The organism is Streptomyces sp. NPDC052020 (genome assembly GCF_040680575.1).
Lineage (GTDB): Bacteria > Actinomycetota > Actinomycetes > Streptomycetales > Streptomycetaceae > Streptomyces.
In genome coordinates this window covers 39,999-64,358 of the sequence record NZ_JBFAWY010000017.1, presented here as the reverse complement: position 1 = coordinate 64,358, position 24,360 = coordinate 39,999, and the positions used below count along the sequence as shown (strand labels likewise).

Genomic DNA, 24,360 nt, shown 5'->3' with positions numbered 1-24,360 from the left:
GTCCGTACCCGCCCCGGCCACGGCACTGACGCGCGGGCCGTTCGTCAGCGGTTCCGGTAACGGGCCGCGTTCTCGCTGGTGATCTGCGACAGCGGTGCCGGCATGGCGTCCGGGTCGAACCATCCGATGGCGGAGCATTTCTCCGGTTCACGGATCTCGGGGGAACCCGCGGTGTGGCGGGCCAGGTATGTGACGGCCACCCAATGCTGCCGCTCGGCCGGAAGGATGTGGTCGAAGGCTCCCAGGCATCCGAAGATTGTGATCTCGATCCCGTACTCTTCCTGGAGTTCACGGCGAATCGCGTCTTCCAGCCGCTCGCCGAAGTTCACCTCTCCACCGGGGAACTCCCACGTCCCGGACTCATTGCGCGCCCCGCCGCCTCTGCGGGCCATGAACACGCGGCCGTCCGCGTCGAAGACCATGGCGCCCACACCCACCCCGATGCAGTGACGTCCGGGTTCGATCATTTCTCCTGACAGCTCTTGCAGGTACTCGGTCATTGGGCCAGCTCATTTCACCGTGGGCAGGAGCAGCCGAACCGTACCGAGCCAGGCGAAGGCGGTGGACGTGACGATGAACGCCACGATGTAGGTTTCGTACCACCGGAACAGGTTCCACAGTTTCGGCTTGGTCCGGAAGCCCGGATGGACGATCTTGTCGGTCAGCTCGCATTCTTCCTGCCGATAGTCGATCCAGGCAATGACTCCGATGATGATGAGCATCACGCTAAACCCGGCGATGACCGTGTTCAGGGACATGAGCGCGATCATTCCGGAGCGTGCGGTGGCCGCGTCGAGCCCCCAGCTCCTGTACCCCACGAACAGAGCGAGTGTCGCGCCGACCACGGCGGTCGCCAGTGCCTGATAGAGCGCCAGAAACCGGTACACGTTCTCGTTCAGAGTGTGGATTTGCTGGAGAATATACCGATAACGCTCGAGTGCGAACTCCCGCACGCAATCGGGATCGGCGTTCCGGGCGCCGCCTTCGGAAGTGCCGTTCCGTACGGAGGGCTCAGCGGTCTCCTGAGGCTCGGGCGCGCCTAACACGGTGGCGCCGGGCTCTTGGCTGTCCGAACGACAAGGCTCTTGGAGGTCGGCCATGGCGTCCACGGTAGTGGGCCGACCTCTGAACGGCGCCGATTCGGGCGACATCGATCGGGCGGCATTGTCCACGGGCTGCCGCCCCACTGCGACCCGTGCGCCGCACCAGTGTGGCTGTGTCACGTGTGACGAAGACCCGTCTGCCCGCCGCTCGCTCACTCGGCGCGCGCGGCCGGCATGGAGCGCGGAGTGCGGCTCACGAGCAGTTCTCGTCCGGGTGTGCGATGTGATCACTCGATCGTGAGTTCTTCCTTTTATGTCCCCGGCGCGGCGCGATTCTGGGTCGGACGGCGTGTTAACGGCGCCGCTCGGACGTGGACGGGAGGGGGACGGGCATGACGCGGGGAACGGATGGCCGCGGGAGCTTGGACGAACGGACGGTGCTGCTGGTGGCCGGAGTGGCCGATCTGGCGGTGAGCACGCTGGGGTCGGCTCTGGGGACGGTGCGGGGGCTGCTGCGCCGCTCGGACGCCGCGGACCTGGCCGCGGAGGCCGAGCAGGACCTGATGGCGCGCGGCCGTATCGCGCTGGACCGGTACGCGGCCGTTCCCCCGGCCCACCTGGAGACTCTCGCCCAGCACGCCCTGTCCCGGCGGGCCGCCGGTGATGTCTGAGCGGTGGGAGCCGGCCGCGTTCAAGAGCCGCGTCGACGAGGTCCTGCGCGACTTCGTCGCGCAGGAGGCCGACCAGCTGGCGGCGGTCGACCCTGCCCTGGAGCCGGTGGCCGGGCAACTGGAGGCGGCGGTCGCGGACGGCAAACGGCTGCGGGCGGCGTTCTGCTACTGGGGCTGGCGTGCGGCGGGACAGCCGGACAGTGACGCGCTGGTGCGGGCGGCGGCCTCCATGGAACTGGTGCATGCCGCTGCGGTCGTGCATGACGATCTCATCGACGACAGCCCGTTGCGGCACGGTCGGCCCACGGCCCATGTGGCGCTGCGCGGTGCGGTACGTCATCGCCCGCGTGCCGTCTGCGCCGCCAGGTCACTGGCGATGCTGGTCGGGGACCTGTTGATGTCGCTGGCCGGGCAGATGTTCACCACCAGCGGTCTGCCCGCGGCGTACCTGTCCCGGGCTCGTCCTTCATGGGCGGTGCTGGCCCGGGAACTGGTCGCGGGCGAGTGCCTGGAGATCCTGCACACCGGGGCCGATCCGGACACCGCTGCGTCGCTGAAGGTGATTCGGTACAAGACCGCCAAGTACACGGTCGAACAACCCCTGCTGATCGGCGGCGCGTTGGCCGGGGCCGGTGGGCGGCTGCGCGAGGGCTACTCCGCCTACGGGCTGCCGCTGGGCGAGGCGTTCCAGCTGCGGGACGACCTGCTCGGCCTGTTCGGCGATCCGGAACATACCGGCAAGGCCAACGCCGACGATCTCTGCGGCCATCGGCCCACCGCTCTGCTGGCGGAGACCTGGCGTAGGGCCGGTGAGGACGAGCGGGAGCGGTTGCGCGGCCTGCTCGGCCGACGCGACCTGGGCACCGAGGGGCTGGACACGGTCCGCGAGCTGATGCGCCGGCTGAAGACACCCGACCTCATCGAGGACATGATCACCGCGCGGGTCGAGACGGCTCTTGGCGCTCTGCACGAGCTCGACGTTCCCGCGCACGCTGCCGCGGCCCTGACCGCACTGGCGCGCTCCGCGGCGGTCCGCCGGTCCTGACCTCTCACACCGGGATGGGCGGTCCGTGCTCCCCGGCGGCCACCGCCCCGCCTCGTGGAAATCCCCCCCATACAAGGAGTTCTGCCATGACCCGCACCGAGGCCTCGATGGACGCCCTGCGCCAGGCCGGTGACGACCTCGCCGACGCCGTCGTCGCCGAACTGTTCGAGCGCGGGGAGGTGGGCAAGTTCAACGCCCTGATGCGCCACGTCTCCACCGCCGGCGCCCCCCTGCCGGACGGGCTGCCCGACGTCGCACGCGAGTACCTTCAGGCCACCGGCGTGCCACCGGCGTGGGTGGACTGGGGCGAGATGGAGAAGGCCCGGCTGTTCTTCATCGACAACAACGTGCACATCTCCACCGCGCTGTCCTTCGCGTCCATGCCCGCCTGCTACGTCGTCCCGCACGTCGCGAAGCTGCTGTCGGCCACCCACGGGCTGAACTACCCGTCCAAGCGGATGGCGGAGACCGGCCAGTTCACCGTCTACCTCATGCGGCCCGACGCCTTCGAGGCAGGAAGCCGGTTCGTCCCGGCCGCCCAGAAAGTGCGCCTGCTGCACGCCTCCATCCGGCACCACCTCAAACGGGAGGACCGCTGGGACACCGCAGCGATGGGGACGCCGATCTGCCAGGAGGACATGATCGGCGGGCAGATGTTCTTCTCCCTCCTGGTCCTGGACAGTCTGCACCGGCTCGGCATCCACATGAGCGTCGAGGGAGCCGAGGCGTACTTCTACGCCTGGCGTGTGGTCGGCGCGATCCTGGGTGTCGACCAGGAGGCCGTTCCCAAGACCCTGGAAGAGGCCCGGCGGTTCCTCGACCTGTACATGGTTCGGCACATGGGGCCCTCCGAAGAAGGCGCCCGCCTGACCCGGCAACTCATCGACCTCTACGAGGAGGTCGTGCCCGGCACCTTCTTCGACCCCATCGTCTCGGCCCTGATCCGCTACCTGATCGGCGACACCTGCGCCGACTGGCTTCAGGTCCCCCGTACCCCATGGGACACCGTCGTCAACACCGTGCCCCACCTGCTCGGCGTGCTGGAGACCATCGAGGACCGCTCCCCCCTCGGAGCCTGGGCGCTGGACCGCCTCGGCCACCTCACCACCATCTTCGAGCTGTCCTCCCTCACCCGCGGACGCGTCATGCACTACGCCATCCCCGAACAACTGAAGAAGGACTTCGGTGTCAGCGGCACCCTGCGACGCACCCACCGGTGGACACCGCCCGCCACCACCATCTCGTAGGACCCACCGCCCCCACCGTTCGGGCTCGTTCAGGGCCCACTCGCCGATGTCGAGGTAGAACGCCCGCACGGTCATCTTCACGTATAGCTGCGGCCCGCAGCGGCAAGTAGCGCGGCCACTGACGGACCGCAGGAAAGATTGCCGCGGCACACGATTCGCCGCAGCGGGTCCTTCAGCGGCGCGCCGGAGACGTCAGTGATGTCCTTCGGGGCGGCGGCCTGCGCAACCGACGGGCCGGGTGGATCGTCTTTTGGGCATGACGCACCCGAGCCCTGTACCGTCCCCGGCTCCGCCTGCCTGGCCGCACTGCGGCCACGGTGCCACCGCGGAGGACCCGGTCGGCTGCTGCGGCATCCATGTCCCCGGCCACACCGCGTGTCTCGCCCATCTGAACGACGCCGACCGCGACGCTTATCTGGCCGGCCTGGCCCCCGGCAGCGACATCGACCACCGTGGCACACCCTTCACCGAACCACTCCTCCAAGCTCTTCTCCACGCTTTCCACGACCCCGCCATAGGAAAACCCCACCTCGGCACCGCCAAATTTGACAGAGCGCAGTTCTCGGGCACCGCAGCGTTCAGCGGCGCGCGGTTCTCCAGTGACGCCAGGTTCTTCGACGTGCGGTTCTCCGGCACTGCCAATTTCACCGGAGCCCAGTTCTCCCGCGACGCCTGGTTCAACAGAGCGCAGTTCTCCGGCATCGCCGAGTTCAACAGAGCGCAGTTCTTCAGGGACGCCCAATTCGGCGAGGTGCAGTTCGCCGAAGCCTGGTTCACCGGGGCGCAGTTCTCGGGTCTCGCCTGGTTTGCCGGAGCGCGCTTCTCCGACTTCGCCCGGTTCGATGAGACGCAGTTTTCCAGCGACGTCTTATTCGTCGCGGTTCAATTCACCGACTACGTCCGGTTCCACGAGGCGCAGTTCTCCAGTGAAGCCAGTTTCATTGAAACACAGTTTTCCAGCAGCGCCGGGTTCGGCGGCGCGCGGTTCTCCAGCGATGCCAGTTTCACTAGAGCACAGTTCTCCAGCGCTGCCAATTTCACCGGAGCGCGGTTCTCCGGCGACGCCCAGTTCATCGAAACGCGGTTCTCCGGCACCGCCTCGCTCGGGCCCGTGGTGTGTGCCAAAAAGGTGGATCTCTCCGGTGCGGTGTTCCAGGTGCCGGTGACGCTGGACATCGCGGCGTCGCAGGTTCACTGTGGCAGGACCCGGTGGGAGTCGACAGCGACCCTGCGTCTGCGCTACGCAGTGGTAGATCTCAGCCATGCGGTGCTGTCCTTCCCCGTGGCGGTGACCGCTCACCCCGCCCCATTCATGACGGTAGACGAGAGCTTGCTGGCAGGCACCGACAGCGAAGTCAGGGTGACTTCGGTGCGTGGAGTGGACGCCATGTACCTGGTCCTGACCGACATCGACCTGACCGACTGCCTGTTCTCCGAGGCTTTCCACCTCGACCAGCTCCGTCTGGAAGGGCACTGCATCTTCGCCGCCGCCCCCACCGGCCTGCACTTCCGCCGCGCCATATGGCCCTACCAGTGGACTCGTCGCCGCACCCTGGTCGAGGAACACCACTGGCGCGCGCAGACCGCCGGCCAGCCGGCCCCGGCTGCGGGCCAGGCCCTCTCCACCCGTCTCTGGCGCACCGGGCCGGACCATCTCGACCCCGGCCTCACCCCCGGTCCGGAGGACGTGGCAACGCTCTACCGGCAGTTACGCAAGGCGTTTGAGGACGGTAAAAACGAGCCGGGAGCAGCGGACTTCTACTACGGCGAAATGGAGATGCGCCGCCACGACCGCACCGGCACCCCGCCCGGCGAACGTTTCCTGCTATGGGGGTACTGGCTGCTGTCCGGTTACGGTCTACGCGCTTCCCGCGCCCTGGGCTGGCTCGCTGTCGCCATGCTCGTCACCATCGTGTTGCTGATGAGCCTAGGGCTTCCAGAGGACTCCCCGAAACAGGAAGCGACCGGCACGGTGCCACCCGATGGAGGCAAGGTCACTTTCGAAATCAGCAAGGCCGACCCGAAGAACCCCACCGGGGACAGGTTCACAGGCAAGCGCTTCGAGAAGGCATTGAACGTCACACTCAACTCCGTGGTGTTCCGCTCCAGCGGACAGGACCTGACCACGACCGGTACCTACATCGAGATGGCCTCTCGCGTGACCGAACCCGTCCTTCTCGGTCTCGCGGTCCTGGCCCTCCGCAACCGCGTCAAACGCTGAGCCGCCGTCCTCACGGCCAACCCAGGAGAACACCGGAGCCACCACGCACTGAAGCGACCGGGCTGCCCGCTCGGCCACCAGGACGCCGCCGGCGGCTCCGGTGTGGCCCCGGCCGCGTGCGCCGACTGCGCAGGAGCCACGGGGCCGGGCGACGAAACCGCGGCTCAGGGGCGTCCGAGGGCGCGGACGGTCCATCCGGGGTCTCGCCAGGTGCCGCACGGCGTGGTTCTCCCCGTCGCTCGGTGCATGGTCCTCGCCCGTGGGCTCCCGGCTTGGCAGGAGCGCTCCTCAGGGGCCGGTGGGGCGCCCCGCCCACACCGTGGGGGTCCGGCCCGACCAGGGACTTGCCTGTTCGAGTTGTCCGGCGAGGCGGAAGAGGCGGCCTTCGAACCCGTAACCGGCGGCGAACTGCATACCGATCGGGAGCCCCGTCTCGGCGTCGGCCGTCACGGGCACGGACATGGCGGGCGTGCCGGCCACGTTGAACGCCATGGTGAACGGTGAGCGGTCGTTGAGGCAGGCGATCCAGCCGAGGCCGTCCAGCGCCTCAGCGCCCCCGGCATAGGTGCCCAGGGGCACGGGCAGTTCCGGCAGAGTCGGGGTGAGCAGCATGTCGCGGGTGTCGAAGTACCGTGCCATGCTTCGAGCGACCCGGTTCCGGATCGTGAGAGCGGTGACCAACTGGGCGCCGCTGACCCGCTGTCCGTAGTGGTAGCCGGCCAGGGTGGGCGGCTCGAGGGTCGAGGAGTCGACGGGCCGGTCGAAGGCGGCAGCCAGTTCGTCGACCTGGGCCGTCAGATTCGCCGTCATCAGGCGGGCGTTGGCCAGGACGAACTCCTCCCAGCCGGCCCCGAGGTCGACCTTGGCCTCCTCCACCTGGTGGCCGAGGGATTCGAGCAGACGCACGGTGCGAGAGAGCGCGTCGGCCACGGGCGGGGTGGTGCGGCGTCCGCCCCACGCCTGGGTGAGGACACCGATCCGCAGCGGGCCCGGGGGGCGGGTGACTTCCTGTGCGTACGGCCGGGACGGCTGCTGGGCGAAGTAGGGGTCGCCCGGTTCCGGGCCGCGGATCTGGTCGAGCAGTGCCGCACTGTCGCGTACCGTGCGGCTGACGCTGCCGTGCACGGCCAGGCCGTTGAAGACCTCGTCGACGCCGGGGCCCATGGAGACCCGGCCGCGGGTGGGCTTCAGCCCGAAGAGGCCGTTGTAGGCGGCGGGGATGCGCAGCGAGCCGGCGGCGTCGGTGGCGTGTGCGATCGGGACCACCCCGGCGGCGACAGCCGCGCCCGCGCCCCCGCTGGATCCGCCCGCGCTCCGCCTCAGGTTCCACGGGTTGCGGGTCGCGCCGTACAGCAGTGGTTCCGTCGTGATGCTGTAGGCCATCTCCGGTGTCGCGGTCCGCCCGAACGTCACAAGGCCGGCGCGGCGGAAGCGCAGCATCAAGGAGGAGTCGGCGCCGGCGACGTTGCCGAGTGCGAGACGGCTGCCCAGCTCCATCCGCCTCCCGGCCATGGAGACCGCGATGTCCTTGATCAGGAAAGGGACCCCGGCCAGCGGTGTGCCGGTCGGATCGGGGGCGTCGTCGGTCGGCCATGTCTCCACGATGGCGTTGATCCGCGGATTGACCGCCTGCGCGGCCTCGCGTGCGGCTGTCTCCACTTCGGCGGGGGTCACCTCGCCTTTGGCCACCAGCTCCGCGAGCCCGACCGCGTCGAAGCTCACGTACTCGGAAACTCTCACTGTCCCTCCCAGCAGATAAGACGATACCGTTGGGTCTCTTGCGATACCCAACGGTATCGCATGGAACGGACTGGTACCGTTGGCAGCGGGTGGGGGCCCGCACCGGACCGGACGCCATGGAGAAGCCGTGCCATCGACCGCCAGAAGGCCGAACAGGGTGGCGAAACTGCCGCCCCGTGAGCGCATCCTCGACGCAGCGGAAGAGCTCTTCCAAAGCGAGGGGATCCGCCGGGTCAGCGTCCAGGCGATCGCCGAGAGGGCCGAGACCACCAAAATGGCGATCTACCGGCACTTCGAAACCAAGGACGCGCTGGTCGCGGAGTGGCTGCGGATCGTCGCCGCCGACTACCAGGCGGCCTTCGACCGGGCCGAGGCCGAACACCCCGGCCGGCCCAGGGAGCAGATCCTTGGCCTGGCTCGCTTCATCGCCGAGGGATTGCCGGAGATCTCGCACCGGGGCTGCCCGTTCATCAACTCCCTCGCCGAGCTGCCCGACCGCTCCCATCCCGCACGGCAAGTGATCGAGAAGCACAAGGCCCACCAGACCCGCAGACTGGTCGGCATGTGCGCCGGGGCCGGGCTGCCCGATCCCGAGCAGGCCGCGGCCGAGATCACCTTCGTACTCGAAGGCGCGCAGGTCAGCACGCAGAACGGAAGCATCGACCAAGCGGGGAATCGGTTGATGAGGACCGTCGAGGGGATCCTGGATCGGCACCGCTGCCGTTGCGGTAGCCCTGACGGACCACCGCAACGGTCTGCGCGCTGAGCACGGCAGCCATCGCGCTGACCCGGGAATCCCACCGCGCGGACGTCAGCGTGCATGGCGCCGACGCCGTCCGGCCCGCCTCCGGCGCCGCGGTCACCGCTGGCCCGGCGTCCTGACCACCGGCCGGCGGTGTTCAGCCGCGCCCGGCGGCCCGGGCGGGAGGAACCACGTGCAGCGTCTCCCTCGACGTACCGCGCCGCGCCCTGCCGGCGGGCATCGTGTGCGTGCAGAACCCCTACAGCCCTGTGGCCCGCGACGACGAGGACCTGCTCAAGCTTCGCGCCGCGGAGCAGATCGCCTGGATGCCCTACTTCCCCCTCGGCGGCGCGGTCCCCGGGACGGCGAAGGTGACCGACGAGCCGGCCGTGCTCGCCGCCGAGCGCCTGGGGCGCACATTGGTACAGGTCGCTCTGGCCTGGCTGCTGCACCACAGCGCCCAGACCCTCCTCATCCCGGGCACCGCCGCCGTCAGCCACCTCGAAGCCAACCTGGAAGCAGGCGCGATCACCCTCGACGAGGAGATCCTCGCCGCGCTCGACGCGATCCCCGCACGCCCAGCCACCACTCCGCACGACTGACCAACCCGGCCCCGGGTTTCAGCCATTGCGAGCCGTCGTCGTCCTCGTGCAGCTCGGACGCATCGGGAGCGCGCGGCAGGCGCAGGGCGCCGGAGACCGGGGTGGAGGCTGTGAAGTTGTCTCCGGCCGTCCTGGTCGAGGGCGCTGAGGGAGCACCGCGCCGGCGGCAGAAGCACCGAGACGGACTCATGCGCTTGTGGGTCACCTGCGCCGCCGACGGCCATAAGCCGTGGCGCCTCAGTTTCGAGGTGCCGCTCGGCGACTGGCCCGGACCGGCCCCATCGCCCAGGTGTGACGGGCCCGGCGCGACATTGAGGACACCGCGTTCGCGCGCGCCGCACTCGCGGTCGAGCCGGGCGACGTCACCCGTCGAGCTGGGTGAGCGCGGCCAGGTTGCGCCCGCGCGTTCGTAGTCCGCGGCCCCCCTCGTACCCGCCCGGCTGATGGGCCCCTGTCAGTGCCCGTCGTATTCAGCAGGTTGGCTACCCGTGGTTCCAGCAGCGGTGAGGAGGAAGTCCACGAAGTGATCTGTCATCGGCTCATCCAGGAGCGGTTCCAAGAAGAGGAACTGGCCTTGCGGATTCACTTCCAGCCACACCGGCTCCCCATGTGGAGCCAACTTGAGATCCACGATACCCATCCGCAACCCGAGCGCAGAAAGCACCGCCATTACCCGCTCCGCGACATCCCGCGGAACTTTCCATTTGGATATGTTGGCGACGCTGAGGTTCGGCCGCCAGTCGAGGACATCTGTTTCTATGAGCGCAGCGTACATCTGCTCACCGAAGCAGTTCAGTCTTATATGTCGGCGCCCTTCGATGTACTCCTGATAGATGGCGGGGCACACATCGAATGACTCTGCGGGTATCAGCTCCGGACTGTCGATGAACTGCGTGAACATCAACGGCCCGCGAGCTCCGACGACCGGCTTGACGATGACTCGCCCGACCTGCTGCTTGAAGGCGATAACATCCTCGCGTGACTGGGAAACGAGTGTCCTCGGTACTCGGAACCCGACTTTTTCCGCTACCGCAAGCTGAAACACCTTGTCCGCAGCCCGATCAGTCGCGTCCGGGGGTGAAATCCACTGCCCCTGGAACTCTGCGGCGAGAACTCCAGCAAGCGCCCCGCGGCAGTCATTGTTCACGAGGCTGCGCTCATGCTCGCCGGTTAACTCGCCAGCCACCTCCTGATCAGCTCGGACCCGCCGCCACCAGAGCAACGCCGCCTCCCCGATGGGCACAGAAGTTCCCTCAGAGGTCCGAACGATGGCGGGGCCGCCTCCGTGCGAACGCCAGGCGAGGCTGTGCTGGCCACTCATTCTGTCGCACTCAACAATATGGAAGTCGCGAACACCCCGGCTGCGGGCCGCGTACTGGATGGCGAGTGAGTGGAAGTCGTTGTGGATTGAAACGGCGAGGATCGTGTCAGACGAGGGCACAGTCATCGCTGATGCACTTGTTGTTACCCTCCGACCCTGATTCGCTCGCCCTGCCTGCTAGATTATCGGCGACTATCTCGATGCCCGTGGTCATTCGGACCGCTTCTTCCCATGCGCGCAGCTGTTCAGGGGTCGTCATGGGGACGTACGAGTTGGGCTGAACAGCCAGCACGACAGGGGGCGGCATCTTGACGAAGCCGTCCTGGCTCTCATCGAGGGGTCGGCCCAGCAGAAACTCGGTCATCGCTCTCGCCTCCAGCGCAAGGAGCGAATTACATTTATCCATGGTCCATGCTGCCACGAATGGGCTAACGACGCACGCCGAGCGGCGACGCGCGCCCGCCCCTGGCGCATAGGGCCGTTCGGTTCTCTCAGAGCTGTCCCGTACCTGCTGGTCACGGATGACATGATCTTCCGTGTCCGGTGTGATCACGGTGATCACGGCGTCGGAGCCCTCCAGAGCGTCTGACCGGAGCCGGCGGCGTGGGGCGGATCCAGCGGAGGCACGGCGGCGGAAGGCGACTGGCGGCGGGGGCCGCGCCGTGCGATCCGCCAGCACCGGGACGCAAAGACGCTCCAGGAGTACGTCCATGCCACTGCGCGCCTGATGCCGCCGGCTTCCCTTCCCTCTGTCCCGGCTCCGGTGCCGCCTCCTGGCGCGGGCCCGTACATCGACGAGGCGCTGATCGCCGACCTGGAGGCCCAGGACACTGCCTGCCGGATGGACAAGCCGTTCGCCCCGGTCCGCGAGCTCAACGCCCACCACGCCGGCCGGCACCCCCGCGCTCGCCGGATGCTGCTGCGTTCCGTCCCTCACACGGTGGGTTTCGCGCGGTGACCGTGGCGGCGTCGTCTCCCGGCGTGTCTAACTGCTGCTGCGGAGATGGAAATTCCGTCTCCACGTGACCGGAGGTGATCGCTGTGAGTGAAGTGCTGGAGAGCATCGAGACCGTCGACGTCTACGAGCCGCCTCTGCTGGCCGAGGCCGGGGACTACGCCGAAGCCACCCAGGGAACGCCCTTCGGGCTCCCCGAGGGCCTCTTGAGCTACGCGATCACGGTCTGACCTGCCTCGGGTGGCCGCCCCCGGGCCATGGTGGCCCGGGCCGGCCACCCCGCTTCCCACCGTCCCCCTCATACGCACCCGGGAGAGGTTCATGGGCTCTGCCGCCGACCGCTGGTTCGTCGTTCTCCCCGACCGGGACATGCCCCCGCACGTATCAGCCCGTCTGCGGAGTGCGGCGAGCCCGGACGCTCTCCGGGTCGTACCGCATGCCTCCGGCCGGCCGTGGCTGGCCGGCTGCTGGTCCGACGGGGAGCTGTCCGCCCACACCACGGGTACGGTGCGGCTGGCCGTCGCCGGAAGCTGTTCGCTGACCGCCGCCCAACTGGCCGTCCGGGCCCGGCAGGTGCGCACGGTGGCGGACATCGAGTCCGCCTTCTCGGGCGCCCTGGGCGGCTTCCACGTCATCGCGTCCGTCGCCGGGCACACCTACGTTCGTGGCAGCCACTCCGGGCAGCGGCGGGTGTACCGGGCGGACGTGGACGGCGTCACGGTGTGCGCCGACCGCGCCCGCACGCTCGCCCGGCTGACCGGCGCCGACGTGGACACCGCCCAGCTGGCCCTGCGCCTGGCCGGCGGCACCGTGCCGCATCCGCTCGCCGACGGTGCGCTGTGGCGCGGGGTGCACGCCGTCCTGCCCGGCGACGCCGTGGTGCTGGCGCCGCACGGAGGTGTGCGGGCGACGCGGTGGTGGCATCCCCCCGTGGGGGAGCTGCCGTTTGCCGAGGCCGCCGCCGGGCTGAGGGAGACCCTGCGGGAGGCCGTCGCGCTGCGGGTCCGCCCCGGGGAGGTGGTGGGTGCGGACCTGTCCGGCGGCATGGACTCGACGTCCCTGTGCTTCCTGGCCGCCCAGGCGGGGGCGCGACTGGTCGCCGTCACCCTCGACTGGGCCGCGCCCACGAACGAGGACCGCTTCTACGCCACCCACGCCGCCGGGCAGGTGCCCGGCACCGAGCACCTGGTGTTCCCCTCCGCCGGCCTGCCCGCCTACTTCTCCGGGCTCGACGAGCGCCAGGCTCCCGCCGACGAGCCCACGCCGGCGCTGCGCGACCAGGCGCAGCAGCGGCACCTGGTCGAGGCGATGCTGGCGCGCGGGGCCACCTGGCGGCTGGTGGGGCATGGCGGGGACCACGTCGTCCAGCCGCCTCCCGCCTACTTGCACACGGCGCTGCGCCGCTCCCTGACCACCGGCCTGCGGCACGCCACCGGATTGCGCGCACACAACCGCTGGACGCTCACGGCGATGGCGCGCGCGTTGCTGGACCGGCGCACGTACGCCTCCTGGCTCGCCGACACCGCCGTACGGCTGCCCCTTGCCCCGCCGGCCACCGCGTCCCTGGGCTGGGGCATGCCCGTGCGGCTGCCCCCCTGGGCGAGCGAACAGGCCGTGGAGCTGTGCCGCGAGCAGCTGCGCGCGGCGGCGCGGGACGCCGAGCCGCTCGACGGCGACCGCGGCCGCCACGCCTGGATCCACGCCATGCGGCAGGCGGGCCGCATCACCGCACTCCTCGGACAGCACCCGGCGCTCGCCGGGCTGCCCGCCCACACACCCTTCTGCGACGACGCCGTCCTCGACGCCGCCCTGGCCGCCCGCCCCCATGAGGCCACCAGCCCCTGGTCGTACAAGCCGCTGCTCGCCGCCGCCATGGACAACCTGGTGCCCGCCCGCATCCTGAACCGCACGACCAAAGACCACAGCGGGCTGGAATGGTGGGACGGCCTGCGCCTGCACCGGCGCCAACTCGCCGCCTGGGCCGAACAGTCCCGCCTGGTGGCGGCGGGCCTGGCCGACGAACAGCCGCTGCGCGACGCACTCCTCTCGCCCGGCCTGCTGACCGGCGACGCGGCCGAACTGGAAGCCACACTGGGCACCGAGGCATGGCTGCGCGACCTCGAACACCACCCCACCCCGGAGAGGCACGTTGAACCGACTGCGCCCTGATGTCACCGCCTGCGCCACGGACGACGGCATGGTGCTCCTCGACGAACGCACCGGCCGCTACTGGCAGCTCAACAGCACCGGCGCGATCATCCTGACCGCCCTGCTGGACGGCGCCCACCCCGACCGGATCGCCGAACGACTCGCCGCGACCCGCCCCGTGACCTACGACCGCGCCCGCGCCGATGTCACCGCGCTCCTCGCCCACCTCGAACAGCACAGGCTGGTGACCCTCTCGTGAGGCAGACCCTCGACACCGACGGCACCCGCCCGCCGCTGCGCCGCCGTCTCGCCGCCCGCACCGCCGTCAGCGCGGCCCGGATCATCGCCCGGCTGCCACCCCGCCGTATCCGCGCCGTACTGCGCCTCGCGCGGCGCGGCGCCCGCCCCGCCCGGTACGACGAAGCCCTGCGCGCGCGGCAGGACGTCACAGCCGTCAGCACCCTGTGCGCCGGGCGCTACTGCCTCCCACGCTCCCTCGCGACCACCCTGCTGTGCCGGATCCGCGGCCACTGGCCCACCTGGTGCTCCGGCGTACGCACCGCGCCCTTCGCAGCCCACGCCTGGGTAGAAGCCGAAGGCCGCCCGGTCGGTGAACCCGTCGACACCATCACCTACCGGCCGATGATCACCGTAGGCGCCCGCCGTACCGCATGAACGGTCCCCACCGGCGAGGAGTTTTGGTGGCCGGGAGATACGGCCGTGATCGCTGCCGGACGGCGAGGCGGGGTGCCCAGCGGCCGGGATTCCCAACGCCATCACCGCGGCGGTCGGACCTGACGGCGGTGGGGAGCCGGCTGCGGCCGGACGGCCTAAAAGATCACGCAGGTGGTGGTGGCGTGGGCGATGAGTTTGCCCTGCTCGTCGAGGACCTTTCCGTCGGCGGTGGCGGTGCGGCGGCCGGCGTGGATGACGGTGCCGGTGGCGGTGAGGGTCTGGCCGTCGGTGCGGGCTTGCGCGGATGTAGTTGACCTTGAGTTCGAGGGTGGTGTGGACGGCGCAGCCCATGGCGGAGTCGAGGAGGGTCGCGGCGATGCCGCCGTGGACGGTGCCGAGGGGGTTGGTGCGGGACGTGCGGTATGGCGGTGGTGCCGGCCGCCGAGCGGGGCGAGGCGCGGCCCCGGTGCCGGGGGAGCGGGCCGCGGAGCCGACCTTCGGCGGCCAGGCGGGCCGGCATCGGCAGGGACGCGCCAGACACGGTCCAGAGGTGCTAGACCCGGTCCAGAGGCGCGTCGATGACGAGGGTGTCCCGGTGATCACCGGGGCCTTCTCGTCGATCCCGGCCTGTGCCGGGCCCCCGCCGCCGAAGGCCAGGGGCAGTGGGGCCAGCGGGCGGTGGTAAGGGCGAGCACGCTCGCGCTTGACGCCGACGAGTGTGAGTGGTTGAGTACTCACATGAAGACGGAACGCCGCCAACTGTCCACGGCCGAGGAACGTCGGGAGACGGTGCTGCGCACGGCCATCGGGGCGTTCGCGGCCCGCGGGTACTTCGGCACCACCACCACGGAGGTGGCCAAGGCCGCCGGGATCTCGCAGGCCTACGTGTACCGGCTCTTCCCGAACAAGGAGGCGCTGTTCGCGGCGGTCGTTGACCACTGCTTCGTCCGGGTCCGCGCCGCGCTCGAAGGTGGTGCGGCAAGCGCCGGGAGCGGTGATCCGGAGGTGGTCCTCGCCTCGATGGGTGACTCCTATGCCCGCCTGATCAGCGACAACGATCTAATGCTGGTGCAGTTGCACGCCCAGGCGGCCGCCGTTTCCGAGCCGGCGATCAGGGAGGCGGTGCGGGCGGGGTACGCCCGCACCGTCGAGTACGTCCGCAGCGCCTCCGGGGGCAGCGACGAGCAGATCCAGCGGTTCTTCGCCGTCGGCATGCTCTGTCACCTGCTGGTCTCCGTCGACGCCGAGGCGGTCTCCGCGCCCTGGACCCGCACTCTGAGCGCCGGGATCACGCACTACTGACCGCTCCTCCCGGCAGGCGGCCTCCGTGTCGGCGCACAGGCGGCCGCCGTTTTTTCGCCCCTCTTAGTGAGTGGTCAACCACACACGCTCGCGTTCATCAAGTCTCTCGAAACCGAGGTCGATCATGACCAGCAAGCCTTACCTGACCGGTCACTACACGCCCGTCGCCGACGAGATCACCGCGACCGGCCTGAGCGTGGAGGGCGCCCTGCCGCCCGAACTGACCGGCCGTCTGATCCGCAACAGCCACAACCCCAAGCCCGGCATCACCCCCACCCACTGGTTCAAGGGCAGCGGCATGGTGCACGGCATCCGGCTGCGGGACGGCCGCGCCGAGTGGTACCGCAACCGGTGGGTCCGCACCCCCGCCCTGGACGGCGCCCCGACCATGACCGACCGCGGACCCGACCTGACCGCCAGCACCGCCGGCACGCACGTCATCGAGCACGGCGGACGGCTCCTGGCCCTGTCGGAGGCGGCGCTGCCCTTCGAGCTGACGGCCGAGCTGGAGACCGTCGGCGCCTACGACTTCGGCGGCAGGCTCACCTCCGCCATGACCGCCCACCCCAAGGAGGACCCGGCCACCGGCGAGCTGCACTTCTTCGCCTCCTCGCCGTTCCCGCCGTACCTGATCCACCACGTCGCCTCCGCCGACGGCCAGGTGCTCGACAGCCAGGAGGTGCCCGGGGCGAGCGCCGCGCTGAAGCACGACTTCGCGATCACCGAGCACTACGTGGTCTTCCTGGAGGGCTCGGTCACCTTCGATCCCGGCGAGCACTCCGGAATCCCCTACGGCTGGAGCGACACGCAGGCCGCGCGGATCGGCGTCATGCCGCGCGGGGCGGGCGCAGCCCGGCGGATCCGCTGGACCGAGATCGGCCAGGGCTACGGCATGCACATCGCCAACGCCTACGAGGACGCCCGCGGCCGGGTCGTCGTCGAGGGGCCCACGGTGGGACGTGAGGGCTGGCAGCGCTCCTGGAACTGGTGGGTCGGCGCCGAGGACCGGGGCGCCGAGCCGATTTCCGGGTCCCGCGGCCGCCGCTGGACCATCGACCCGGCCGCCGGGACCGTCCGCGAGGAGCAGACCGACGACCTGACGGTGGAGTTCCCCACGATCAACGACCGCTTCACCGGCAGCGAGCACCGCTTCCAGTACGCCCTGTCGTTCCCCGACGACCTGGGGATCGGCAACCACGCCCTGGTGAAGTACGACCGCGCCACCGGCGCCCGCCACCTGCTGCCCTTCGGCACCGGCCAACTGCCCAGCGAGGCGGTCTTCGTCCAGGCGGCAGGCGCCACCGGTGAGGACGAGGGATACCTGCTGACCGTCGTCAGCGACCTCAACGCCGACGCGTCCCGGCTGGTCGTCCTCGACGCCTCCGACCTCGCCCTGCCCCCGGTCGCCACCGTCCGCCTTCCCCGGCGGGTGCCCGCGATGATCCACGGCTCGTGGATCCCCGACTCCGCCCTCTGATGCCCCCGCCCGGTATCCCGTCGACTCACCCTTGAGAAGGAGCACCACCATGCAGGACTTCCCCGCCCCCGTCTCCGCCGTCCCCTCCACCGTCACCGAAGCGGTGCTCCCCGGTGTCGTCGAACCGGACGGCATCCAGGTCCGCACCCGGCCCGCCCGCCCGGCCGGCTCCGGACAGGTGGTGCTGGCGATGGAGGCCGCCGGGGTCTCCTTCGCCGAGCAGCAGATGCGCCGCGGCAAGTACTACGACCAGCCGCCCTTCCCCTTCGTCCCCGGCTACGACCTCGTCGGCCGGGCCGTCGACGTCGGCGACGGCGTCCCGGGCGAGCTGCTGGGGCGGCGCTTCGCGGTCCTGACCAAGACCGGGGCCTGGGCCACCCAGGTGAGCGTCGACGCCGGCGACCTGACCGAGGTGCCCGAGTCCGTCGACTCCGCCGAGGCGGAAACCTTCGTGGTCAACGGCATCACCGCCTGGCAGATGCTCCACCGCCTCGCGAAAGTCCGTCCCGGCCACACCGTCCTCGTGCACGGCGCGAACGGCGGCGTCGGCTCCACCCTCGTCCAGCTCGCCCGCGTCGCCGGGGCCCGGGTCGTCGGCACCGCCTCGGCCAAGCACCACGACGCCGTCCGCGCCCTGGGCGCCGTCCCCGTCGACTACCGCGCCCCCGACCTGGAGGGCCGGCTGCGCGGACACGCCCCGCAGGGCTACGACGCGGTCTTCGACCACGTCGGCGGCGAGGGCATCCTCACCTCCTACCGCCTGCTCGCCGCCAAGGGCACCCTCGTCTCCTACGGCACCGCCGCCACCCGCGACGTCCAGGGCTCGTCGAAGGCCCCGGTCCTCAAGCTGCTCGCCCGCCTGGCACTGTGGAACGCGCTGCCCAACGGCAAAAGCGCCCACTTCTACAACATCTGGGCCGGGCGCCGCCGGCCCGGCGCCTTCCGGGCCCGGCTCCACGCCGACCTGGGCCAGGTCCTCGCACTCCTCGCCGCCGGCGAGCTGACCCCCCAGGTCGCCGCACGCATCCCGCTCACCGAGGTCGGCGAAGCGGTGCGGCTCGCGGAATCCGGCACCGTCGTCGGCAAGGTCGTCCTGGTGCCGTAGACACGCGACGCCCGAGGCCCCCGGCCGCTCGCTCCCCGCTCCTTGTTGAGCGCCGGATACGAGCCCTGCGGGAAGAGCTCGACGCCCAGAACCGCCGCTTCGAAGCCGATGGCGACCAGGCCGTCACCGTCGACGGCTACGGATACCGCTGGATCGGCCCCGGCACGCTCGACGTCGGCGACCGTGTGCTCCTGCCCGGGAACCATGCCAGTGCCCCGCGCCATGGCCCGGGCCCTTCCCCGGGACGGTGACCGAACCGGGCACCACTTGCCCCGGGGCCCTCAGCGCGATCATCTCCCGTGCCCCCGCCACCCGTACGGCATGACGCCGGGATGCGTGAATCCCACTCTTGACCTGAGCATGCCAACAACGCACGATGAGCGGCACACCCGCAGCACGTCGCGCCGAAGCACCACCCCCGCTTCACCTCCCATGTCCGGAGATCCCGGAACTCCCGGAGAAACAAGGAGACTTCATGCGACTCCGCATCCGCGGCTCGAGCGCCCGCAGCCGCAGGCGCACCGCCGCCCTCGCCGCCCTGCTGGCGCTCGCCCTCGCGGCCCCCGTCTCGGCGACGGCCGACGACACCCCGGCGGCCGGCACCGGCAGGGCGGCGGCCGCGGCGGACGAGGTCCGCCAGTACGAGATCCACCTGCGCTCCACCGCCGAGGACCGCACCGCCCTGCAGCGCGCCGGCGTGACCGTCGACGAGGTGCACGGCCACGGCGTCGTCGTCTCCGGCCGCGCCGGCCAGATCGAGAAGCTGCGCGCGCTGGGCTACGACATCACCCCGCTCGGCGCGGTCCCCGACCGGTCCGCCGGCCAGGGCGATCTCCGCGTCCTGGACTTCCCGTCCGCCGACTCCCGCTACCACAACTACGCGGAGATGACGAGCGCGATCAACTCGATCGTCCAGGCCAACCCGCAGATCGCCGCCCAGCGGGTCATCGGCACCTCGTACCAGGGCCGCAACATCGTCGCCGTCAAGATCAGCGACAACGTCGGCACCGACGAGGCCGAGCCGGAGGTGCTGTTCACCCACCACCAGCACGCCCGCGAGCACCTCACCGTGGAGATGGCGCTCTACCTGCTGCGCGAGCTGACCAGCGACTACGGCACCGACTCCCGGGTCACCAACATGGTGAACGGCCGGGAGATCTGGATCATCCCGGACCTCAACCCGGACGGCGGCGAGTACGACATCGCCACCGGTTCCTACCGCTCCTGGCGCAAGAACCGCCAGCCCAACCCGGGCTCCTCGTACGTGGGTACCGACCTGAACCGCAACTGGAACCACCGCTGGGGCTGCTGCGGCGGCTCCTCCGGCTCCCCGTCCTCCGACACCTACCGCGGTACGGCGGGCGAGTCGGCCAAGGAAGTCAAGGTGGTCGCCGACTTCGTGCGCAGCCGCGTGGTGGGCGGCACCCAGCAGATCAAGGCGGGGATCGACTTCCACACGTACAGCGAGCTGGTGCTGTGGCCGTTCGGCTACACCTACTCCGACACGACGACGGGCATGACGGCAGACGACCGCAACGCCTTCGCCGCGGTGGGGCAGAAGATGGCCGCCAGCAACGGCTACACCGCCCAGCAGTCCAGCGACCTGTACATCACGGACGGGTCGGTCAACGACTACCTCTGGGGTGTGCACAAGATCTTCTCGTACACCTTCGAGATGTACCCGTCGTCCGGTTCCGGCGGCGGGTTCTACCCGCCCGACGAGGTGATCGAGCGGGAGACGTCCCGCAACCGCGACGCGGTGCTGCAACTCCTGGAGAACGCCGACTGCGTGTACCGGTCGATCGGCAAGCAGGCGCAGTACTGCGCCTGACGGACACGGAGGGGCCGCCCCGGCGCGCTTCCCGCGCGCCGGGGCGGCCTTGTCTCCGGGGGCGGCCCCGGCGCCGGGGCCGAGGCGGTCCGTCAGGGGAAGTAGCGGTCGAAGGTGCGCTGGAACTCCCAGCCGCCGTAGCGGTCCCAGTTGATCGACCAGGTCATCAGGCCGCGCAGGGCGGGCCAGGTGCCGTGGGTGGCGTAGGAGCCGCAGCCGGTGCCCTTGGTGAGGCAGTCGAGGGTCTTGACGACCTCGGCGGGGGCGACGTGGCCGTTGCCGGCCTGGGAGGTGGCGGGCATGCCGATGGCGACCTGGCCGGGGCGCAGCGGCGGGAAGAAGCGGTCGGCGTCGCCGGCCACCGGGAAGCCGGTGAGCAGCATGTCCGTCATGGCGATGTGGAAGTCGGCGCCGCCCATGGAGTGGTACTGGCCGTCCAGGCCCATGATCGGGCCGGAGTTGTAGTCCTGGACGTGCAGCAGCGTCAGGTCGTCACGCAGGGCGTGGATCACCGGCAGGTAGGCGCCGGCCCGCGGGTCCTGGCCGCCCCAGCGGCCGGTTCCGTAGTACTGGTGGCCGAGCTGCACGAAGAAGGTCTCCGGCGCCATGGTGAGGACGAAGTCGTCGCCGTAGCGGGCCTTGAGGGTCCTGAGCGCGGAGATCAGATTGACGATCACCGGGGTCCTCGGGGCGCGGAAGTCGGTGTCGTCGGCGTTCAGGGAGAGCGAGTGGCCCTCGAAGTCGATGTCCAGGCCGTCGAGGCCGTACTCGTCGATGATCGCGGAGACGGAGCGGACGAAGGTGTCCCGGGCGGCGGTGGTGGTCAGCTGGACCTGGCCGTTCTGGCCGCCGATGGAGATCAGGACCTTCTTGCCCGCCGCCTGCTTGGCCCGGACCGCCGCCTTGAACTCGGCGTCGCTCTCCACACCGGGGCACTCGCTCACCGGGCAGCGCTCGAAGCGGATGTCGCCCGAGGTGACCGAGGTGGGCTCGCCGAAGGCGAGGTCGATGACGTCCCAGCTGTCGGGCACGTCGGCGAGGCGGGTGTAGCCGGAGCCGTTGGCGAAGCCGGCGTGCAGGTAGCCGACCAGGGCGTGCGCGGGCAGGTCGGAACCGCCCGGGCCGCCGGACCCGGCGGGAGTGGTGACGACCACTGCCTGCGAGCGCGCCGACTCTCCCTCCTCGTTCAGGGCGGTGACCTGGAAGCTGTAGGCGGTCTCCGGTGCCAGGCCGGTGATCACGGCCGAGGTGCCGGTGACGGTCCGGATCCGGACGCCGTCGCGGTACACCGCGTAACCGTCCGCTCCGGTGACGGCCTGCCAGGTGAGGGTGGCACCGGTCGGCGTCAGGGACCCCGCGGTCAGCCCGGCTGGCGGGGCGGGCGGCTGCGGGGCCGGGGTGTCGCCGCCGGGGCCGACGAGCGAGACGTCGTCCACGTGGTAGGCGCCCGTGCCGTACCAGCCGTGGGTGTAGAGGGTGACCCGGGTGGTGTTCGGGCCGGTGCGGAAGGTGGTGCCGAGCGCCGTCCAGTCGGCTGCCGACTGGCTCCAGGTCTGGACGTCCGTGGTGCCGGTGCCGGTCGCGCCGAGGTAGACGTAGGCACCGCGGACCTGGGCGGAGAGCGTGTACTGCTGGTCCGGCCGCACCGTCACGGTCTGCGAGCAGCGCGCGTTGTCGCTGCCCTCGGGGGTGGCCCGCAGGGCGGCGGAGCCGGAGCGGACCGGCGAGGCGACGGTCGTGCCGCGGCCGCATGTCCAGGAGTCGAGCCCGGACTCGAAACCGCCGTTGCGGACGAGCTCCGCGTCGGCGGCGCGGGCGGGAGACGGCAGCGTCGCCAGGCCGGAGGCCACCACGGCGGCGGCCGTGACGGCGGCGAGGCGACGCGGCAGGGGGACGGGTCTGCCGGAGCGGGCGTGGTCCACAACTGCCTCCGGGGATGGGGGAGAGGGGGAGGGCGGGGCACGGACAACTTGGTCCAGACCAATGGGGTTGTCAAGGGTTCGGGAGGGCGAGCGGGCCGTCGGACGTCCCTCGGAACGAACGGCCGACGGCCCTCGGGGCGCGGCGTGCGGCACTCGGGACGAGCCGTGCGGCGGCCGGAGGCGGCGTGCGGCGGCCGGGGCCGTCGGGGCGCCGGGCCGCCGGGCGCGGGGACCGCCCGGGTGGCCGCGTCCACCGGCCGGTCACGGGGCCGGCAGCGCCGTGCGGCCTTCCGGCCCCAGCGGTCCGCCGGCCGAGACGGACCATGACGCGCCGCCGGTCACCAGGCCGCCGGGGGCCCGAGGGCGGGCCCGGACGGCGTGCGAGGCGTCCCGGGTTGATAGGCAAGTGAATGCTTGCCTATTCTGGGGTGGTGGCCGACGACCTGTTCAAAGCCCTGGCCGACCCCACCCGCCGCACCATCATCGACGAGCTCGCGGAGAAGTCCGGACAGACACTGTTCGAGATCTGCTCGCGGCTGAGCATGAAGCACCGGCTCGGCATCTCACGCCAGGCGGTTTCCCAGCACCTCGCCGTGCTGGAGGCCGCCGGGCTCGTCGAGACCAGGCGGGAGGGCCGCTACAAGTTCCACGACCTGAACACAGCCCCGCTGCGGCAGATCACCGAGCGTTGGCTCAGCCCACCCGACCCGTCCGGACCGGAGGAGAACACCCCATGAAGATCCACCTGACCAGCGTCTTCGTCGACGACCAGGCCAAGGCCCTGCGCTTCTACACCGAGATCCTCGGCTTCGTGAAGAAGCACGACGTCCCCGTGGGCGAGAAGGACCGGTGGCTGACCGTCGTCTCCCCCGACGAGCCGGGCGGCACCGAACTCCTCCTGGAGCCCGCGGGCCACCCGGCCGTCAAGGCCTACCGTGACGCGCTCGTCGGCGACGGCATCCCGCTCGCCCAGTTCGCCGTCGACGACGTGCGGACGGAGTACGAGCGCCTGCGCGCCCTCGGCGTCCGCTTCGTCCAGGAGCCCCTGGCGATGGGCGCCGTCACCACCGCCGTCTTCGACGACACCTGCGGCAACCTGATCCAGATCGCGACCGAGCCTCAGTAGGCGGCGGACCGCGTACGGGGTCCGCCGCGACGACGTCCAGCCGGCCGGCCGCCGTCGGCGGGGCGGCGCGGCTCGCACCGCATCGCCCACGGCGCCGGTCCGCCCCCCGGCAGCCGCGGCGAGCGGACGGTGAAGCCGAAGTGCCGGCGGAAGGGGGTGCCGGGCGATCCGCGCTTCGCCTCCCTCTGCGGGCGCGGTACGTGCGCATGAGCGGGCACAGAGTCCAGCGATCGGTTCAGACGCCGGCAGGGGGCGTCAGCGGCCATCCCTCACAGGATGTCCCCCCATACCCTTCTGGTCCAGACCTCTTGACGGATGGTCTGGACCAGAGCACTGTCGTCATCGACGACTGTCATGTCATGTCTTCGACACACAGTCGGCGGCCCCGCACCGCCGGCTCCGCATGTCCCCAGTTCCCACGGCACCCCACCGGGAGGCCACGCATGGTCCGCCGCACCGTCCGCTCGCTCGCCGCCGCGCTCACCGGGGCCCTCCTCGCCCCGCTCGCGCTCGTCGCCGCCCCGGCCGCGTCGGCCGCCCCCGCCGCCGACACCTGCGCCCTGAAACCCAAACCCGCCGGGAAGGTCCTCCAGGGCTACTGGGAGAACTGGGACGGCTCCTCCAACGGCGTCCACCCGCCCTTCGGCTGGACCCCGATCACCGACTCCCGCATCGCCCAGCACGGCTACAACGTGATCAACGCGGCCTTCCCGGTCATCCGCTCCGACGGCACGGCGCTGTGGGAGAACGGCATGGACACGGGCGTGAAGGTGGCCACCCCGGCGGAGATGTGCGCGGCGAAGGCGGCCGGGCAGACGATCCTGCTCTCCATCGGCGGGGCGACGGCCGGCATCGACCTCAACTCCGCCGCCGTCGCCGACCGGTTCATCGAGACGATCGTCCCGATCCTGAAGACGTACAACTTCGACGGCATCGACATCGACATCGAGACCGGGCTGGTCGGCACCGGGAACATCAACCAGCTCTCCCCGTCGCAGACCAACCTGATCCGCATCATCGACGGCGTCCTCAAGCGCATGCCCGACGGCTTCGGCCTCACCATGGCCCCGGAGACCGCCTACGTCACTGGCGGCAGCGTGGTCTACGGGTCGATCTGGGGCGCGTACCTGCCGATCATCAAGAAGTACGCGGACAACGGCCGCCTGTGGTGGCTGAACATGCAGTAC

Annotated in this window: 23 protein-coding genes and 2 pseudogenes; 18 read left to right on the top strand and 7 right to left on the bottom strand. The window is 70.6% G+C overall.

Annotated elements, in window-relative coordinates:
* Window positions 1-44: 44 nt before the first annotated feature.
* Entirely contained in the window at window positions 45-500 is a 456-nt protein-coding gene (locus tag AB0L74_RS19430) for an NUDIX domain-containing protein (RefSeq protein WP_365653334.1), read from the bottom strand.
* Between the two features lie 9 nt (window positions 501-509).
* A complete protein-coding gene (locus AB0L74_RS19425; RefSeq protein WP_365653331.1) occupies window positions 510-1,100 on the bottom strand; it encodes a hypothetical protein in 591 nt (196 codons plus the stop codon).
* A gap of 335 nt (window positions 1,101-1,435) precedes the next feature.
* On the opposite strand from AB0L74_RS19425, the gene AB0L74_RS19420 reads away from it, so the two are divergent.
* The 4 genes from AB0L74_RS19420 to AB0L74_RS19405 all read left to right on the top strand — a co-directional run bounded on the left by AB0L74_RS19420 (window position 1,436) and on the right by AB0L74_RS19405 (window position 6,227).
* Window positions 1,436-1,714 carry a polyprenyl synthetase gene (locus AB0L74_RS19420; protein WP_365653328.1) on the top strand — a complete coding sequence of 93 codons (279 nt, stop codon included), beginning with the start codon at window positions 1,436-1,438 and terminating at the stop codon, window positions 1,712-1,714.
* Complete coding sequence (locus AB0L74_RS19415) at window positions 1,707-2,759, top strand: polyprenyl synthetase family protein (protein WP_365653325.1); 1,053 nt, start codon at window positions 1,707-1,709, stop codon at window positions 2,757-2,759. The genes AB0L74_RS19420 and AB0L74_RS19415 overlap by 8 nt, the downstream gene beginning before the upstream one ends.
* 86 nt (window positions 2,760-2,845) lie before the next feature.
* The gene (locus tag AB0L74_RS19410) at window positions 2,846-4,006 is read left to right on the top strand and encodes an oxygenase MpaB family protein (RefSeq protein WP_365653322.1); all 1,161 of its coding nucleotides are present in this window, start codon (window positions 2,846-2,848) and stop codon (window positions 4,004-4,006) included.
* A 256-nt stretch (window positions 4,007-4,262) separates the two neighbouring features.
* Window positions 4,263-6,227 (top strand): pentapeptide repeat-containing protein, encoded by a 1,965-nt coding sequence (locus AB0L74_RS19405; protein WP_365653319.1) that lies wholly within the window; start codon window positions 4,263-4,265, stop codon window positions 6,225-6,227.
* A 288-nt stretch (window positions 6,228-6,515) separates the two neighbouring features.
* Here AB0L74_RS19405 and AB0L74_RS19400 read toward each other — a convergent pair whose 3' ends face one another.
* Window positions 6,516-7,967, bottom strand: a complete 1,452-nt coding sequence (locus AB0L74_RS19400; RefSeq protein ID WP_365653316.1) for an amidase — start codon at window positions 7,965-7,967, stop codon at window positions 6,516-6,518.
* 127 nt (window positions 7,968-8,094) lie between these two features.
* On the opposite strand from AB0L74_RS19400, the gene AB0L74_RS19395 reads away from it, so the two are divergent.
* On the top strand, window positions 8,095-8,733 hold the full coding sequence (locus AB0L74_RS19395; protein ID WP_365653313.1) for a TetR/AcrR family transcriptional regulator: 639 nt from the start codon (window positions 8,095-8,097) through the stop codon (window positions 8,731-8,733).
* A gap of 173 nt (window positions 8,734-8,906) precedes the next feature.
* Window positions 8,907-9,311 (top strand): annotated as a pseudogene (locus tag AB0L74_RS19390) (aldo/keto reductase); the annotation flags it as partial.
* A 454-nt stretch (window positions 9,312-9,765) separates the two neighbouring features.
* Here the strand turns inward: AB0L74_RS19390 and AB0L74_RS19385 are convergent.
* Entirely contained in the window at window positions 9,766-10,554 is a 789-nt protein-coding gene (locus tag AB0L74_RS19385; RefSeq protein WP_365653309.1) for an ATP-grasp domain-containing protein, read from the bottom strand.
* Between the two features lie 184 nt (window positions 10,555-10,738).
* Window positions 10,739-11,194, bottom strand: a complete 456-nt coding sequence (locus AB0L74_RS19380) for a hypothetical protein (RefSeq protein WP_365653306.1) — start codon at window positions 11,192-11,194, stop codon at window positions 10,739-10,741.
* A gap of 201 nt (window positions 11,195-11,395) precedes the next feature.
* Here AB0L74_RS19380 and AB0L74_RS19375 point away from each other — a divergent pair, with 201 nt between their 5' ends.
* The 5 genes from AB0L74_RS19375 to AB0L74_RS19355 all read left to right on the top strand — a co-directional run bounded on the left by AB0L74_RS19375 (window position 11,396) and on the right by AB0L74_RS19355 (window position 14,410).
* Window positions 11,396-11,590 carry a hypothetical protein gene (locus AB0L74_RS19375; RefSeq protein ID WP_365653303.1) on the top strand — a complete coding sequence of 65 codons (195 nt, stop codon included), beginning with the start codon at window positions 11,396-11,398 and terminating at the stop codon, window positions 11,588-11,590.
* An 83-nt stretch (window positions 11,591-11,673) separates the two neighbouring features.
* The gene (locus AB0L74_RS19370) at window positions 11,674-11,817 is read left to right on the top strand and encodes a lasso RiPP family leader peptide-containing protein (protein WP_365653300.1); all 144 of its coding nucleotides are present in this window, start codon (window positions 11,674-11,676) and stop codon (window positions 11,815-11,817) included.
* Window positions 11,818-11,908: 91 nt separating this feature from the next.
* Entirely contained in the window at window positions 11,909-13,756 is a 1,848-nt protein-coding gene (locus AB0L74_RS19365; RefSeq protein ID WP_365653296.1) for an asparagine synthase-related protein, read from the top strand.
* A 28-nt stretch (window positions 13,757-13,784) separates the two neighbouring features.
* Entirely contained in the window at window positions 13,785-13,994 is a 210-nt protein-coding gene (locus AB0L74_RS19360; RefSeq protein ID WP_365653517.1) for a lasso peptide biosynthesis PqqD family chaperone, read from the top strand.
* On the top strand, window positions 13,991-14,410 hold the full coding sequence (locus AB0L74_RS19355) for a lasso peptide biosynthesis B2 protein (RefSeq protein ID WP_365653293.1): 420 nt from the start codon (window positions 13,991-13,993) through the stop codon (window positions 14,408-14,410). The genes AB0L74_RS19360 and AB0L74_RS19355 overlap by 4 nt, the downstream gene beginning before the upstream one ends.
* Window positions 14,411-14,565: 155 nt before the next feature.
* Here the strand turns inward: AB0L74_RS19355 and AB0L74_RS19350 are convergent.
* A pseudogene (locus AB0L74_RS19350) lies at window positions 14,566-14,815 on the bottom strand (PaaI family thioesterase); the annotation flags it as partial.
* Between the two features lie 333 nt (window positions 14,816-15,148).
* Here AB0L74_RS19350 and AB0L74_RS19345 point away from each other — a divergent pair.
* The 4 genes from AB0L74_RS19345 (at window position 15,149) to AB0L74_RS19330 (ending at window position 20,125) form a co-directional block, all read left to right on the top strand.
* A complete protein-coding gene (locus AB0L74_RS19345; RefSeq protein WP_365653290.1) occupies window positions 15,149-15,712 on the top strand; it encodes a TetR/AcrR family transcriptional regulator in 564 nt (187 codons plus the stop codon).
* Window positions 15,713-15,836: 124 nt separating this feature from the next.
* On the top strand, window positions 15,837-17,189 hold the full coding sequence (locus AB0L74_RS19340; RefSeq protein WP_365653287.1) for a carotenoid oxygenase family protein: 1,353 nt from the start codon (window positions 15,837-15,839) through the stop codon (window positions 17,187-17,189).
* Between the two features lie 49 nt (window positions 17,190-17,238).
* Window positions 17,239-18,294, top strand: coding sequence for a medium chain dehydrogenase/reductase family protein (locus AB0L74_RS19335; RefSeq protein WP_365653284.1), 1,056 nt, complete (start codon window positions 17,239-17,241; stop codon window positions 18,292-18,294).
* Window positions 18,295-18,769: 475 nt separating this feature from the next.
* The gene (locus AB0L74_RS19330; RefSeq protein ID WP_365653281.1) at window positions 18,770-20,125 is read left to right on the top strand and encodes a M14 family metallopeptidase; all 1,356 of its coding nucleotides are present in this window, start codon (window positions 18,770-18,772) and stop codon (window positions 20,123-20,125) included.
* Between the two features lie 92 nt (window positions 20,126-20,217).
* Here AB0L74_RS19330 and AB0L74_RS19325 read toward each other — a convergent pair whose 3' ends face one another.
* Window positions 20,218-22,047 carry a glycoside hydrolase family 18 protein gene (locus AB0L74_RS19325; protein WP_365653278.1) on the bottom strand — a complete coding sequence of 610 codons (1,830 nt, stop codon included), beginning with the start codon at window positions 22,045-22,047 and terminating at the stop codon, window positions 20,218-20,220.
* A 431-nt stretch (window positions 22,048-22,478) separates the two neighbouring features.
* On the opposite strand from AB0L74_RS19325, the gene AB0L74_RS19320 reads away from it, so the two are divergent.
* The 3 genes from AB0L74_RS19320 to AB0L74_RS19310 form a co-directional block, all read left to right on the top strand.
* The gene (locus AB0L74_RS19320) at window positions 22,479-22,784 is read left to right on the top strand and encodes a metalloregulator ArsR/SmtB family transcription factor (RefSeq protein ID WP_365653514.1); all 306 of its coding nucleotides are present in this window, start codon (window positions 22,479-22,481) and stop codon (window positions 22,782-22,784) included.
* On the top strand, window positions 22,781-23,173 hold the full coding sequence (locus AB0L74_RS19315; RefSeq protein WP_365653275.1) for a VOC family protein: 393 nt from the start codon (window positions 22,781-22,783) through the stop codon (window positions 23,171-23,173). Before AB0L74_RS19320 ends, AB0L74_RS19315 begins: the two co-directional genes overlap by 4 nt.
* Window positions 23,174-23,616: 443 nt before the next feature.
* On the top strand, window positions 23,617-24,360 hold a 744-nt coding region (locus tag AB0L74_RS19310), incomplete at its 3' end, for a glycosyl hydrolase family 18 protein (protein ID WP_365653272.1).